Here is a 14,397-nt window from a genome sequence, read left to right on the forward strand (position 1 = left end):
TTATTATATACTTGAATTGTTCATTAATGAAAGCGAAACCAATCGTTAGCAACTATGTAAAAGAAAGGAAGATTCTTGTGAAAAAGAGTATTTTGCTTATTTCTCATAGTCAAAAAGTAACAGATGGTATTAAAGAAATGATTGAGCAGATGCAAAAATCCGAAGAGGTGCAGATCTTTTCTCTCGGCGGAATAAATGGCGAGATCGGATCAGACCCGATGAAAATCGTAGAAGCTGTCAATGAATCAAGTGATGCAGCTAGTTATTTTGTTTTTGCGGATATCGGCAGCGCGGTATTGAATTCGGAACTGGCAAAAGACATGTTGGAAGAAGAACAGCAGCAACGTTATCATCTGGTGGATGCGCCTTTAGTGGAAGGAGCTTTTGCAGCAGCCATCACTGCCGGTATAACGGATGATACTCAGCAAATCTTAACAGAAGCACAAAATGCCGGAAAGAAAGGATGGGAATAAATTGAAAAAAATCATGAATGATCCAAGCAATATTGTCGAAGAAATGCTGGAAGGATTAGTAAAAAGCTATCCAGAACTTGTTCATCGTGTAGAATCTTCCCGTGTTGTAGCCAAGAATCAGAAAGCGGAACAAGTTGGTTTGGTTTCTGGTGGAGGAAGCGGACATGAACCATCCCATGCCGGGTTTGTAGGGGAAGGAATGTTAAGTGCAGCGGTGCTTGGTGATGTGTTTACTTCTCCAACTCCAGATCAGATTCAAACGGCTATCAAGGAAGCGGATAGTGGAAAAGGAGTTTTACTGATCGTTAAGAATTATACAGGGGATGCATTGAACTTCGATATGGCAAAGGAACTAGCTGCTATGGACGATATTGAAGTAGAAAGTGTGATCGTAGATGATGATATCGCCGTTGAAAATAGTACGTATACTGCTGGAAAACGCGGAGTTGCAGGTACTGTCCTTGTACACAAAATCGTGGGCGATGCAGCAAGAAACGGTGCTTCCCTAGCTGAGTTGAAAGAACTGGGAGAAAAGGTCGTACAGGCAACTAAGACGATCGGTCTAGCGCTTCGAGCAGCAACTGTACCAGAAGTAGGGAAACCAGGATTCGAACTAGGAGAAGATGAGATCGAGTATGGTGTTGGTATCCATGGTGAGCCAGGCTATCGTCGAGAAAAGATGCAGCCTTCTAAAGTACTGGCAAAGGAACTTGTTACTAAGATTTTAGATGATTACTCGAATTTACCAAAAGAAGCAGGTGTACTAGTCAACGGAATGGGCGGGACGCCTTTGATGGAACAGTTCGTGTTCATGAATGATGTTTTAGCTTTGTTGGAAGAAAGAGGAGTCAATGTAGTTTTCCGAAAAGTCGGTAATTTCATGACTTCACTAGACATGCAAGGTCTTTCTCTGACACTGATCGACTTGACAGGGACACAATGGAAAGATTCTTTAGAAAGCAATGTACAGACGATTTCATGGTAAAAAATCTCAAGATAAAAGGGTGATAATATGAAACTAAGCGTTCAAGAAATCCAAGAATGGCTCACGCAATTTGCAGAGGCAATCAATCAGAACAAACAATATCTCAGTGATCTAGATACCCCGATTGGCGATGGAGACCACGGAAATAACATGGGAAGAGGAGTTTCAGCTTATGAAGAAGCTTTTCAAGCCGATCATCCTGAAACAATCAGCGATACATTCAAAGTATTTTCTATGGCGATGATATCGAAAGTCGGTGGTGCTTCTGGTCCGTTATACGGATCTGCATTCATGAACATGATGAAAGCGACAAAAGAGGTCGATTCTATTGATTCTCAAGAAAAATTAGGAGAAGTGATCGAGCAGGGAACAGCGGGTATTCAAAGCCGAGGAAAGGCAGAAGCTGACGATAAAACGATGTTAGATGTTTGGCTGCCAGTCACAGAGGCATTGAAGGCAGGGAATTTAACAAAAGAAATCATTGACCAGGCAAAAGAACACACCAAAGACTTGGTAGCTAAAAAAGGACGAGCTTCCTATCTAGGAGAGCGTGCAATCGGACATATCGACCCAGGAGCTGCTTCTAGTGCCATTTTATTTTCAACGCTTTTAGATGTGATCAATCAACCTTAAGTTCAATAAAACTGCGGTGATGCTCATCGCAGTTTTTTGTTTGGCTGTTCTTATGACTTGATGCAGAACAGCTTTTTCACAACCTCTATTTGTCCATATCGCAAAATTCAGGTAGAATACAAAAGATAACGGAAAGAGGCGAAACAATGGAACTTGGAAAATCAGATTATCAGTTGTTTGATCGACCAATCTACGCATTCAAACAGCTCAAAGAGAGCCATCCAACAGATAAGATCGAACAAATCAAGAAAGAATATAAAGAACACTGGCAAAAATGGAAAGAGATTCAGCTCCAGACAGCTGCACTTTTGCCTGATATGTACGGCATGAGCAAACCTAAAATCGAAAGCTGGACGAATGGCTGGAATTTACGCAGTCATTTTTGGAGCGCGTACCGAAGCGAATCTCGTCAAGACGAGAATGCCTGTCTAGCAGTTTTGTTGAATCAAAAACAATACCAAATCTATTTGATGTACCAACATTATAAAAGCGAAGAACGATATGGTAGCATTGCAGCGTATAACCAGTTGCTTGCGATACTGAAAGAGTGGAGCAAAACAGTCGATATCAAGGATTATTACATATGGCCGCAACCAGAACATGAACTTGACGACCACTTAGCTTTGTCTGACTATTTGTCCGATACAAAGAAACAAGAAGAGTTGAAAAAAGCGATGAGAGACCGAACCTTTCAAATGGGTAAACTATTCTTCTATCCGCAAGAAATCGAACACGTTGAGCAAATAACCGCTGAAACCTTACAAGAACTAGCACCACTATATCAAAAGCTAGGTGCGGAAAAATTTCAATAGACAACACGAAATAAGCAATGCGAAAAACAAACCTTACTCTCGGCTTGCGAGTGAAGGTTTGTTTTTGATTATTCAAAAAGTAAATATTTAAAAAATTGATAGGAATCAATTACTTAAGGTCTCAAAAGAAGGAAAATAAAGCAAGTGACAAAAAGAAATCCACTCTATTTGCTGGTATCTGGTTCGCTTGACGTTTATGCTATGATAAAAGAAAATTATCAGTTGGAATAAGGCAAGCCATGTTCCTTTATTAGAAATAGCTGTTTAGAAGGAGGAGAGATTATGAGTCATGATCATTTATGTGTTTCATTTGTTCCTTTGTTCAATCACTTAGTACAGCAAGATCAAGAAAAAGTACACGCACTTGTCAAACATCACTATGTGGAAAAAGGAGAACAGATTCTTGCGCCGAATGGAGAACCTCAATTAGTGATCGTGGCCTCCGGCAGTATGAAAGTGTATCAATTATCTGCTAGCGGAAAGGAACAGCTTTTACGAGTAATAGAGCCGGGCGGATATGAGGGAGAGAGCCAGTTGCTAGGCGTTCCAAATGAGTCTTTATTTGGCGAAGCACTAGAAAAAACGGAAATTTGCATATTGAGACAAAAAGATTTCTCGGAACTCTTACTGCATTATCCCGCCCTTAGTCTGAAACTTTTAGCAATCAACGTTGAGAAATTAACAAAAGTACAGCAGCAGACAACTTTTTTGATGATGGAAAAAGTAGAAGAACGAGTCGCTGTCTATCTGCTTGACTTAGCTAAAGCGACAGGGAAGGATCACTTTTTCCTGCCAATGAAAATGAAAGAACTTGCTGCATTTATCGGTACGACCCCCGAAACTTTATCTAGAAAATTTAAATTATTAGAGGAGAATGGTTATGTAAAAAGAAAGAATCGAGAAGTCTGGATCATTGATAAAGAGCAGTTAGAAGACTTGTAAATAAAAAAATGACCTCCAAATGTTGGATTTTTGACCCAGATTTGGAGGCTAGCATGAAATTGTACATGCTTTTTTATTATCCTTCTAGTAAGTCTCTTCGCCTATAACTAATAGAACCAAGGACGAACAGTGCAAGGCTGATACATGATAACGTAAGGAACACGGAAAGATCAAAAGAATCGTTTGGCATCCGTGGAACCCAGCTAGGGACAGCTGTTTTGGAAAACCATTCTGGTAAATCCAAAATTCCGCCAAAGTAATTGAGTGCAAAGGAGTAAGCTAAGTAGATATAAGCAAGTTTACCCATTCGAGGAAGCCATCCGAATAGAAAGCCACTAATTCCGATAAACACTAAAACGGCAGGCAGGAAATTGAACCCGGCTTTAAGAAACATCAATAGATCCATGTCTTTCGCATCCTTCATCGAAGCCAAAGCAGAAAGCCCTAGTGCACCAGAACTAATCAGGATTGCCAATATAGCAAATAGAATAGCTAGTAACATATTGGTCCAATAAAGTTGGTTCCTAGAAATTTTTGTTGCGAACAGCTGATTCATACGTCCGTGGGTTTCTTCTGTAAATAAACGATTGATGCTAGCAATTGGTAAAATAGCAGCTAGACAAATCAAGACGACCATGATCATGCTTGTAAAGTTTTTTTCAATTGAGACGCCAGATTGGATAAACATCTGTTTCATTAAGTCGTTACTTTCTAAAAACTGTTGCATATTCCCGTAGATAGAGCCGTATGCCGCCCCCATCAAACCAAAAGTGATAAGCCAACTGATTGTCATCCCTTTATTTAGATAGAATAATAAACCACGCAAGGATAAAAGAGAACGTTTAGCATACGGTTTTCCTTCACGTTCGGGGATATAGCCGGTGTTCAAATCTCGATGTTCCTCTAAAACAAATGAACTGATTATCAAGATTAGACTGAACAAAAACAAATAAAGCAAAGGAATCCAGTTGTTAATTGTAAATGGATAGGTCAAATAAGACCAGCCTAAAGGATTCCACATCGAAAGGGAGGAATCAGCTACATCTGTTATTGCTCGTAGAAGGTAAAGTCCACCTAAAAACGCTAAAGACAGACCATTCGAACTGGCTGAACTTGGCATCAGTTGTGCAGCAAACAGTGCAACGGCACTCCCCAAAATCCCCATACTACCTACAGATAGCCCAAAAAGCCAAGCACCTTCTGCAGTGATCGAATCTGCTTGGAAAAAAATCATCGTACAGCTGATCGATATTGCTAAAAGCAAATTGATCAGAATACTTTCAGCGATGACAGCTAAAGAGTTTGCTTGACGTCCGACTCGAAAGGAACGAATAAGTTCAATCAGACCAAGTTCTTCTTTTTTTCTCGTTTGGCTCACCACGTGTAAAACAGAGATCACAGCAGCAAACAAACTGCAAAAAAGCAACATTTCATTTGCATACATCGCTCCTAAAGTATACTCAGCAGCATTCGAAGCTGGAGTTGGTCCGACCATTGCAATCATTGCCGGGTTTTGCAAGGTTTCGTATAATCCAGCTAATCCTTGTCCGGAAGTCAATTCTTCAAACGCAGGGACAAAACCACCAGAAAAAGCAGTGACACCGACTAGCCATATCAGGATCTTTTTCCAGTCACGGCTAAGGTTTTGAGAAAAAAGGGTGGACCAGCGTGAAAATTTATCAGTCATTTCGCTTCCTCCTCATCCTTCATAATGTCTCATGAATAAATCCTCAAGAGTCGGTGGAATAGATTCAAATTTTTTCGCACCTAATTTGGACGCTTCAGCTAAAATCACATCGAAAGCTTCGTTATCAGCAGCAAATTGAGCGAGGTGACCTTTTTGCACAAAGTCATGGACACCGTTCAATTGTGCTAAGTGACTATTCTCTGCTTCTGTTTCTATAGTGATGGTCGAACGAGTCAAATGACGCAATTCATCGAGTGTTCCTTCTTCTACGACTGTTCCTTCGCGTATGATCACGACTTTATCCGCTAGTCGCTCGACTTCACTGAGAATATGAGAAGAAAGTAGGATGGATTTGCCCTGTTCTTTCAATTTTTCAACTTCTTCTTGGAAAATCGTTTCCATCAAAGGATCTAAACCAGAAGTAGGCTCATCAAATAAATAGAGATCCGAATCAACAGCCAAAGCAGCAATCAAGCCCACTTTTTGGCGATTTCCTTTTGAATAGTTTTTTGCTTTTTTCTTAGGATCAAGAGAGAAACGTTGAATCAGTTCATCTTTTTTTTGAGCACTCCCTTTTCCATGAAGCTTCATGAAGAGATCGATGATCGCTCCTCCAGTCAAATTTCCCCACAAAGAGATATCGCCTGGAACATAAGAAAGACGTTCATGGATAGATAAACTATCTTCCCATACATCTTGCCCAAAAATCGTTGCCGTTCCGCCGTCTTTTTTTATAATCCCTAAAAGTGTCCGAATCGTCGTGGATTTTCCAGAACCATTTGGTCCGATAAATCCAACGACTTCACCTGAATGTACGGTGAAAGAGACATCTTTTAAAGCTTCGAAACGTCCAAAGCTCTTTTTCAAATGTGTGACTTTGACGATTTCTGCCATAAAAACCCCACTCCTTTTTCTAAAAATATATACTAAACAAGATTAAATAGTTTAATAAAATGGTTTTATACCTTTTTATAAAACTTTTTTTATTATTTTAGTACATAATATTCTTTTTATAAATTTCTGTCAATGAATTCATAAACAAGGAATTGCTAGCTTGATACTTTCTCAATAGATAGTTATAATAAACCTCAGAATAAATTTGAACTATATATATTATAAAAGTTTAAAATTACGGGAGGCTCTACAAATGAACGGTTTTGAAAAGAGAGCACAAGAGAAAAAGAAAGAGATTTTACAAGCAGCTTTTGACTTGATGAACACAGACATAGGAACCGCTGGAGTGACAATGGATAAGGTAGCTGAGAACGCTCAGGTAAGTAAAGCGACGATTTTTAAATATTTTGGCAGCAAGGAAGGGCTGATTTATGAAGTATTTTTTGCATTTATGAATGATTTAGGGCAAGAAGCGAAAGCGTTGATTGCGGAAAATCTTCCATTTGAAGAAACACTGATTGCCATGAGTGAAAACAAAATCCGTTATCTCAATCGAGTGAACAAACAATTTTATATCGATTTGATGACATACTATACAAAAAAAGAAAAAAAAGAATTTTCTGACGCGATGGATGCGTATACGCAAGAAAGTTTCAGTATCATGCTTGATCTTTTCCATCGAGGGCGGAAAGAAGGAAAAGTGGATTTGAAATATTCGGATGAGTTCTTGATCCTCTATTTTCAAGCAATGGTAGAAGGAATTTCTAAGCCGGAGATATACGCAAAACTGCTTCCATATACAGCAGAATGGACAGAAGTCCTGATCAAGGGAATCGCACCGAAGAAGAAATAAAGCATAAAAAAGCCGAAACTGACGATAAAATGTCAGTTCGGCTTTTTTGGTTCATAAATGACGTAAAATCAAGCAGATTCGCGTGCTTCTTTGTCATAGACATCATGGACATTGATGAATGGATCAAGAATAGGATTTTTTCCGTCTAAATCAGATTGAAAACGAATGCCATCGATATTGATCCGAGCATTTCGATAGAAATCGGTACCTAATTGTCCCCAAGCTGGTGTAGAAGCATCGACATTACAGAAAATATCGAAACCTTGACTCTTCAAGTAAGCAAATTTTTGATTTTCTGCTGAATAAGGCTGCCAGTCGCTGATGTCTGCACCAAATGGATAAATCAGAATATTTGTTTTTCCTAGGATAGGTGCAACTTCTTGCTGCCACAATTCATTGTCTTTTTTTACATCTTCTAGTGAAGCTTGAGTCATATTCAAGTGACCCCATGTATGGGAAGCAAAGCTCCAGCCATCTTTCTTCAACTGTTCCGCCACTTTTTTAGCTTCTTTAATCTCTTTTTTTGTTTTTTCATTGTCTCCATATTGAGATTTTGATGTTCGATAACCTAAAACTCCGTTGTAACCTGTCAGGGCCAAGGTACCTTTTGCGCCTCGATAAGAAAAATCAGGATGTTTCTTGACAAAAACATCGATCAGAGGAACCATGTCAAAGTCACCGATTTCTTCTTTATCTTTCTCTTTATAGACATTTTTGATTTCATTGTTATTTGATACGACCAATCGGCTAGGAAAACCGGAATTATCCATATATTCATAATAGCTGACATCATCTTGTGAAAGAACCAATGGTTTTTTTCCTTCAGGTAGCGCAAGCCCGTTAAAGGAAAGATTTCCTTGTTCGTCTTTTTGGATCAAATCATTCAAATTAACTAAAACAAAATCATTTTGATAAAGTTGTTCGATCGAACGGTTGAATTCTTCAACAGTCACCATATAATCTTTGTATCCTTGTGCCTGTTGAGAGTGGAAGGCTTTTTGCGGGTCCACGATCAAGCTGTGGAAAAAAACATGAGAGATCTGAGTAGGATCAGACCAGTCGATCAATTGTTCTTTCTCCTTTTTTAGTGTTTGAAGAAGCTGTTGTGTTTCAGTAGATCCGTTCTTACTATCTTTTTCCAATAACGCAATCGCTTGGTCATAATCGTAGCTTTGAGCCAGATTTTTTGCTTGAGTAACTAGTTGTTGCTTATCATCTGTCGGTTCTTTTGCTTTTTCTGTTATTTTTTTTTCAGGAATGATTGGTTCTTTTTTTGTAGATGATCGGATGACAAAAAACAAACTTAGAATTAAAATAACGATAGTTAAAGCAGAAGTGGCTCCTAAAATAATTTTTTGCTTTTTTTCCATATACCTCGTCCCTTGCTTTTTCATTTTTTTACTTGTCCCATTCCTTATTGTAACGAAGAAAGAATAAGAGGCAAAGTAAAGTGACTTCTCGATAAATTGCAGAAAAAATACAGAAAAAGTTATTTCTTTTAACAATAATTGAAAATAAAATGTTCGGAATTAGAGCGGATTCAAAAAAGAAAAAATGAGGAATTTAAAAAAAATATCCTTTTTCTGTTGACAAAGAAAAAGTTGCGCTCTATGATAGACACATATTAATAATAACAAGACGAAGATCGAAACGAAGTAGTTGTTAAAGCCAATGTTTCAGAAAGCTGGTGGTCGCTGCAAACCAGTACATGCTTTAAAGCGAATTACATTTCAGGAGTCTTTGGCAGTGATTGCCACGCGACAGCGTTAAATGTTCGAGAGGTATGTTGGATATCTAGACATACAAATTGGGTGGTACCGCGAGATTTCGTCCCTTGGCTTATATGCCAAGGGACTTTTTTTATTTCCTATCCTATCCTGAAGAAATAATTAATTACACATGCTAGCAGGTTCCTGCTTTCATAAAAAAACTACACGGAGGTCAGTAAAATGAATATTATTGATGAATTAACTTGGCGCGACGCCATTAATCAGCAAACAAACGAAGAAAGACTTCGCGAGCTCGTTGAAGAAAAGAGCATTTCACTTTATTGCGGCGTTGATCCAACTGGTGATTCGATGCATATCGGACATTTGATTCCATTTATGATGATGAAAAGATTCCAATTGGCAGGCCATCATCCATATATTCTGATTGGCGGCGGAACAGGAACGATCGGCGACCCAAGCGGCCGCAAAACAGAACGTGTGTTGCAAACGATGGAACAAGTGCAACATAACGTGGACGCACTTTCCAATCAAATGAGAAAATTGTTTGGTAAAGATGCAAATATCACATTTGTGAACAACTACGACTGGTTGTCAAAAATCTCTTTACTTGAATTTTTGAGAGACTACGGTAAAAACTTCAACATCAACACGATGTTAGCAAAAGATATCGTTGCCAGCCGTTTGGAAGTAGGAATCTCATTTACAGAGTTTACTTACCAAATCCTGCAATCTATCGACTTTTTGCATCTGCATAAAACATACGATGTGCAATTGCAAATCGGTGGAGCAGACCAATGGGGAAATATCACAGCTGGATTAGACCTAATCCGAAAATTAGAAGGACCAGAAGCAGAAGCGTTCGGTTTAACGATCCCATTGATGCTGAAGGCTGATGGAACGAAATTCGGAAAAACTGCAGGCGGTGCCGTTTGGCTTGATCCGAAGAAAACTTCACCATTTGAGTTCTACCAATTCTGGTTGAATCAAGATGATCGCGATGTAGTGAAATACTTGAAATTCTTTACTTTCTTGTCTCAAGAAGAAATCGAAGACTTAGCGAAAAAAGTAGAGACAGAACCTGAGAAACGTGAAGCACAACGCCGTTTGGCAGAAGAAGTTACAAGATTTGTGCATAGTGAAGAAGACTTGAAAGAAGCGCAAAAAATAACGCAAGCATTGTTCTCTGGAAATATTAAAGAACTAAATGCGGAAGAAATCGCGCAAGGATTCGGTAAAATGCCGAACGTTGAAATTTCAAGCACACCTGAAAATATCGTGGAACTGCTTGTTTCCACAAAAATTGAACCATCTAAACGTCAAGCACGTGAAGATGTTTCAAACGGAGCTATAAGTATTAACGGTGACCGCGTTACCGATTTAAATTTTGTCATAAATCCATCCGATGAATTCGATGGTAAGTTTGTGGTTATTCGAAAAGGTAAGAAAAATTACTTTTTGGCCAAAGTAATTGATTAGAATTTAGTAAGTTTTTACCTTGAAAAAGGGAAATACTATTACAACATTCCAATTTTGAAACCCATCCTAAAATAGAACGCTGGTTGTCGTTAATACAATCTTTGCGAGGGAGTTTACATTTGTAAATTCCCTCGTTTTTTTTAATTATTTCAAAAGTGTGAACAATTCGGACAATTGATACATATTAAAATATGATTAAAAAGCAGGCCAAAACTTAGTTTACAGAATAGAAGAACAGGTGTAATGTAGGGCTCGACAAAATTTAAATATTTTTTTAGGAGGGTTTCACTATGAGTGAATCATTGTCGAAAGATCTAAACCTAAATGCCCTATTCATTGGGGACAAAGCTGAGAACGGCCAAATCTATAAAGCTTTGTTGAATGAATTGGTGGATGAACATTTAGGCTGGCGTCAAAACTACATGCCTCAAGACATGCCTATTATTACGCCAGAAGAAAAAAGCAGTGCTAGTTTTGAACACACTGTGAATAAAACAAAGGATGTTCTATCAGAAATTTCAGCGCGGATGCGTACCCATTCCGTTCCTTGGCATAATGCCGGACGTTACTGGGGTCATATGAACTCTGAAACATTGATGCCATCTTTACTAGCGTACAATTTTGCTATGCTATGGAATGGTAATAACGTTGCCTATGAATCTTCTCCTGCAACAAGCCAAATGGAAGAAGAAGTAGGAATGGAATTTGCAAAATTAATGAGCTATAAAGATGGCTGGGGCCACATCGTTGCTGATGGTTCTTTAGCAAACTTAGAAGGACTTTGGTATGCCCGCAACATCAAATCATTGCCGCTTGCAATGAAAGAAGTGACACCTGAACTAGTTACTGGAAAAAGCGATTGGGAATTAATGAACTTGTCAACAGAAGAAATCATGAATCTGTTAGACAGCGTCCCAGAAAAAATCGACGAAATCAAAGCTCACTCAGCACGTAGCGGAAAACATTTAGAAAAATTAGGAAAATGGTTGGTTCCACAAACTAAACACTATTCATGGCTAAAAGCTGCCGACATCATCGGTATCGGTTTAGACCAAGTGATTCCAGTGCCAGTTGACCACAACTATCGCATGGACATCAACGAACTTGAAAAAATCGTTCGTGGTCTAGCAGCTGAAAAAACACCAATCCTAGGTGTAGTCGGTGTTGTAGGATCAACAGAAGAAGGAGCAATCGACGGTATTGATAAAATCGTTGCATTGCGTCGCGTATTAGAAAAAGACGGTATTTACTTCTACTTACACGTAGATGCTGCTTATGGCGGATACGGCCGTGCGATTTTCTTAGACGAAGACAACAACTTCATTCCATTTGAAGATTTAAAAGATGTTCATTACAAATACAATGTCTTTACAGAAAACAAAGATTATATCTTAGAAGAAGTACACAGTGCATATAAAGCAATCGAAGAAGCAGAATCTGTAACGATCGACCCACATAAAATGGGTTATGTTCCATATTCTGCCGGTGGTATCGTCATCAAAGATATCCGCATGAGAGACGTTATCTCTTACTTTGCGACATATGTATTTGAAAAAGGCGCAGATATCCCAGCATTACTTGGGGCTTATATCTTGGAAGGTTCAAAAGCAGGGGCAACAGCAGCCAGCGTTTGGGCAGCACACCATGTCTTACCTTTGAATGTCACAGGATATGGTAAATTAATGGGTGCATCAATCGAAGGTGCACATCGTTTCTACAACTTCTTGAATGACTTGTCATTTAAAGTAGGAGACAAAGAAATCGAAGTTCATCCATTAACTTATCCAGATTTCAATATGGTAGACTATGTATTCAAAGAAAAAGGCAACGATGACTTAGTTGCAATGAATAAATTGAACCATGACGTATATGATTATTCTTCATACGTGAAAGGAAGCATTTACGGTAATGAGTTCTTAACTTCACATACTGACTTTGCTATCCCAGACTATGGCAACAGCCCATTACAATTTGTGAACCAACTAGGATTCTCAGATGAAGAATGGAACCGTGCCGGAAAAGTAACTGTATTGCGTGCCAGCGTAATGACACCATACATGAACAAAGAAGAACACTTTGAAGAATATGCTGAAAAAATCAAAGCAGCTCTTCAAGAAAAATTGGAAAAAATCTACGCAGACCAATTATTGGCAAGCGAAGCAAAATAAGCAAGGTAATCATGTTAGAAAACAGCTTGAATACTAACTGTTTCTGACGCATGTTTGGATCTGAAGAGCAAGGGGAGACCTAAGCTCTTCGATCCCTTTGTTTTGAGGTTGTCTTTGAAGAAACCCTTCAAGCAATAGACTCAAAGAATCCCCTCAAATATTCGCTGAATTGTTTCGTTTATTGCTGAAACTACTTCAAAGACACCGTTATTTTATCCAAAAAATCAAGGAGAGTGTCAACGGTGAGTAAATCTGAAGTAAGTAAAATGGGTCTTGGGACCTTTATCGGTCTGACAATGGCACTGTGTGCAACGGTTCGGAGTATTCCTACGTTAGCCGCAGTCGGTTGGACATTGATTTTTTATTCAATTTTTGCAGTTTTGTTTTTTGCCGGTCCGATATCAATGGTTTCCGGTGAGCTTTCAACGATGCTTCCTCAAGAAGGCGGTCCTCAGTTATGGGTAAAAACAGCACTGGGCAGCAAATGGGGATTTGTCGTTGCATGGCTATTATGGGTGCAAATGTTCCCAGGTATGGTAATGGTCGCTTCTACTTTAGGACCATTGTTAGGAAACACATTTGGTAATGTAGAACTTGGCAATAATCACTGGTTCGTTTTAGGTTGTATTTTAGTTATCTACTGGATCATCACGATCTTGAACTTGAAATTCGATATGGCAAAAGTCGGCGGGAACATCGGTGTATGGCTAGGGGTATATATCCCAGTAGTCATCATGTTCGTTTTAGGTGTTTTGGCAGCCTTCAAAGTCGGACTAGTCTCAAACGGCTATCTAGGTGACTTTTCATGGTCAAAAGCTTTCCCTGACTTGGAACATATTGATTCATTGAAATACTTAGCTGGTATCACATTTATTTTTGTTGGGATCGAAATGAGTTCTGTTTACATGCCTCGTTTGAAAGACGCAACAAAAAATTATACAAAAGGCGTATTTATCGCTTTGATCGGATTAGTTTTATTGAATGTCATCAATGCGATGCTTGTAGCAAATGTCGTACCAGATGGAAAAATGGAATTAGCAAATATCACGCAGCCTATCTTGATTGACTGTCAAATCCTAGGCTTACCAGAAGTGATCGGAAATATCTTCAGCTTCATGGTATTTATTGGTGTGCTTTTACAATTATCAGCTTGGGTTACTGGACCATCAAAAACAATCATCCAAGTAGCTCGTGAAGGATTCCTTCCACCAAAATTCGGATTCCATAAAGAAAACAAATACGGCGTATCTAGAAATGTCGTTCTAACACAATCAATCGTTATTTCATTATTTGCTTTGCTTTATGGTGTAATGGATGACGTAAGTGCTGTATTCTTGACACTTACAAATGCTACAACTGTTATTTATTGTATCGTGTACATTTTGATTGCTGTTTCATTGCTTAAAATGCGTAAGAAACATCCAGAATTCGAACGTCCTTACCGAATTGGTAAAAACGGAAACGGATTAGCTTGGGTAGTCAGCTGCATGCTGATCTTCTCTATCATCGTTGTCGTATTTGCTACATTAGGTACAGCGACATTGAGTGATGCATTATTAGTAGCAGCTATCACAGTGGTCATGTTCGTTATTCCATTGATCATCAATCACTTCAAGAAAGATTCTTGGGGGATTGAGGTAGAAAAAAGTTTAGAAGAAAAATAAAAAAATAAGTCTTTCAGCCGACGTTTTGTCGCTGATTTAGTAGGAGGTCCTGCCAAGTGAATAGTTTTTTCATGGCAGGG

The 14,397-nt window shown here is 38.8% G+C and carries 12 protein-coding genes and 1 other annotated feature; of the genes, 9 read left to right on the plus strand and 3 right to left on the minus strand.

Going from position 1 to position 14,397, the window contains the following annotated elements; all coding sequences use genetic code 11:
• The first annotated feature begins 77 nt into the window (after positions 1–77).
• The 5 genes from dhaM to MKX69_RS02000 all read left to right on the plus strand — a co-directional run bounded on the left by dhaM (position 78) and on the right by MKX69_RS02000 (position 3,845).
• Positions 78–473: a dihydroxyacetone kinase phosphoryl donor subunit DhaM gene (dhaM, locus tag MKX69_RS01980; protein WP_002304157.1), complete on the plus strand. Its 396-nt coding sequence runs from the start codon at positions 78–80 to the stop codon at positions 471–473.
• Positions 448–1,458 (plus strand): dihydroxyacetone kinase subunit DhaK, encoded by a 1,011-nt coding sequence (dhaK, locus tag MKX69_RS01985; RefSeq protein WP_002324360.1) that lies wholly within the window; start codon positions 448–450, stop codon positions 1,456–1,458. Before dhaM ends, dhaK begins: the two co-directional genes overlap by 26 nt.
• Before the next feature lie 27 nt (positions 1,459–1,485).
• Positions 1,486–2,091: a dihydroxyacetone kinase subunit DhaL gene (gene dhaL / locus MKX69_RS01990; protein ID WP_002319542.1), complete on the plus strand. Its 606-nt coding sequence runs from the start codon at positions 1,486–1,488 to the stop codon at positions 2,089–2,091.
• Between the two features lie 146 nt (positions 2,092–2,237).
• Entirely contained in the window at positions 2,238–2,903 is a 666-nt protein-coding gene (locus MKX69_RS01995) for a glucose-6-phosphate 1-dehydrogenase family protein (RefSeq protein ID WP_002289292.1), read from the plus strand.
• A gap of 282 nt (positions 2,904–3,185) precedes the next feature.
• Complete coding sequence (locus tag MKX69_RS02000; RefSeq protein ID WP_002289290.1) at positions 3,186–3,845, plus strand: Crp/Fnr family transcriptional regulator; 660 nt, start codon at positions 3,186–3,188, stop codon at positions 3,843–3,845.
• 76 nt (positions 3,846–3,921) lie between these two features.
• Here the strand turns inward: MKX69_RS02000 and MKX69_RS02005 are convergent, their stop codons facing one another.
• Both MKX69_RS02005 and MKX69_RS02010 read right to left on the minus strand, forming a co-directional pair.
• On the minus strand, positions 3,922–5,532 hold the full coding sequence (locus tag MKX69_RS02005) for an ABC transporter permease (RefSeq protein WP_341008572.1): 1,611 nt from the start codon (positions 5,530–5,532) through the stop codon (positions 3,922–3,924).
• A gap of 12 nt (positions 5,533–5,544) precedes the next feature.
• Positions 5,545–6,426: an ABC transporter ATP-binding protein gene (locus MKX69_RS02010; RefSeq protein WP_002339554.1), complete on the minus strand. Its 882-nt coding sequence runs from the start codon at positions 6,424–6,426 to the stop codon at positions 5,545–5,547.
• A gap of 253 nt (positions 6,427–6,679) precedes the next feature.
• On the opposite strand from MKX69_RS02010, the gene MKX69_RS02015 reads away from it, so the two are divergent.
• Positions 6,680–7,279, plus strand: a complete 600-nt coding sequence (locus MKX69_RS02015) for a TetR/AcrR family transcriptional regulator (RefSeq protein ID WP_002294634.1) — start codon at positions 6,680–6,682, stop codon at positions 7,277–7,279.
• A gap of 68 nt (positions 7,280–7,347) precedes the next feature.
• On the opposite strand, the gene MKX69_RS02020 is transcribed toward MKX69_RS02015, so the two are convergent.
• A complete protein-coding gene (locus tag MKX69_RS02020) occupies positions 7,348–8,649 on the minus strand; it encodes a polysaccharide deacetylase family protein (protein WP_002339555.1) in 1,302 nt (433 codons plus the stop codon).
• A 262-nt stretch (positions 8,650–8,911) separates the two neighbouring features.
• Positions 8,912–9,117 (plus strand) — a binding site (T-box leader).
• A 111-nt stretch (positions 9,118–9,228) separates the two neighbouring features.
• Here MKX69_RS02020 and tyrS point away from each other — a divergent pair.
• From tyrS to tyrP, 3 genes are all read left to right on the plus strand, one after another.
• Positions 9,229–10,485, plus strand: a complete 1,257-nt coding sequence (gene tyrS, locus MKX69_RS02025) for a tyrosine--tRNA ligase (RefSeq protein WP_002286405.1) — start codon at positions 9,229–9,231, stop codon at positions 10,483–10,485.
• 290 nt (positions 10,486–10,775) lie between these two features.
• Entirely contained in the window at positions 10,776–12,653 is a 1,878-nt protein-coding gene (tdc, locus tag MKX69_RS02030; RefSeq protein ID WP_002319546.1) for a tyrosine decarboxylase, read from the plus strand.
• A 266-nt stretch (positions 12,654–12,919) separates the two neighbouring features.
• A complete protein-coding gene (tyrP, locus tag MKX69_RS02035) occupies positions 12,920–14,317 on the plus strand; it encodes a tyrosine-tyramine antiporter (RefSeq protein ID WP_002316652.1) in 1,398 nt (465 codons plus the stop codon).
• The last annotated feature ends 80 nt before the right edge of the window (positions 14,318–14,397 follow it).

Origin of the sequence: Enterococcus sp. FSL R5-0957 (genome assembly GCF_038008005.1) — a bacterium.
Taxonomy (GTDB): domain Bacteria; phylum Bacillota; class Bacilli; order Lactobacillales; family Enterococcaceae; genus Enterococcus_B; species Enterococcus_B faecium.

Excerpts from the sequence above, each read along its gene's own strand:
- dhaK (WP_002324360.1), top strand. The coding sequence starts at position 448 with ATGCCGGAAAGAAAGGATGGGAATAAATTGAAAAAAATCATGAATGAT.
- dhaL (WP_002319542.1), top strand. The coding sequence starts at position 1,486 with ATGAAACTAAGCGTTCAAGAAATCCAAGAATGGCTCACGCAATTTGCA.
- MKX69_RS01995 (WP_002289292.1), top strand. The coding sequence starts at position 2,238 with ATGGAACTTGGAAAATCAGATTATCAGTTGTTTGATCGACCAATCTAC.
- MKX69_RS02000 (WP_002289290.1), top strand. The coding sequence starts at position 3,186 with ATGAGTCATGATCATTTATGTGTTTCATTTGTTCCTTTGTTCAATCAC.
- MKX69_RS02005 (WP_341008572.1), bottom strand. The coding sequence starts at position 5,532 with ATGACTGATAAATTTTCACGCTGGTCCACCCTTTTTTCTCAAAACCTT.
- MKX69_RS02010 (WP_002339554.1), bottom strand. The coding sequence starts at position 6,426 with ATGGCAGAAATCGTCAAAGTCACACATTTGAAAAAGAGCTTTGGACGT.
- MKX69_RS02015 (WP_002294634.1), top strand. The coding sequence starts at position 6,680 with ATGAACGGTTTTGAAAAGAGAGCACAAGAGAAAAAGAAAGAGATTTTA.
- MKX69_RS02020 (WP_002339555.1), bottom strand. The coding sequence starts at position 8,649 with ATGGAAAAAAAGCAAAAAATTATTTTAGGAGCCACTTCTGCTTTAACT.
- tyrS (WP_002286405.1), top strand. The coding sequence starts at position 9,229 with ATGAATATTATTGATGAATTAACTTGGCGCGACGCCATTAATCAGCAA.
- tdc (WP_002319546.1), top strand. The coding sequence starts at position 10,776 with ATGAGTGAATCATTGTCGAAAGATCTAAACCTAAATGCCCTATTCATT.
- tyrP (WP_002316652.1), top strand. The coding sequence starts at position 12,920 with ATGGGTCTTGGGACCTTTATCGGTCTGACAATGGCACTGTGTGCAACG.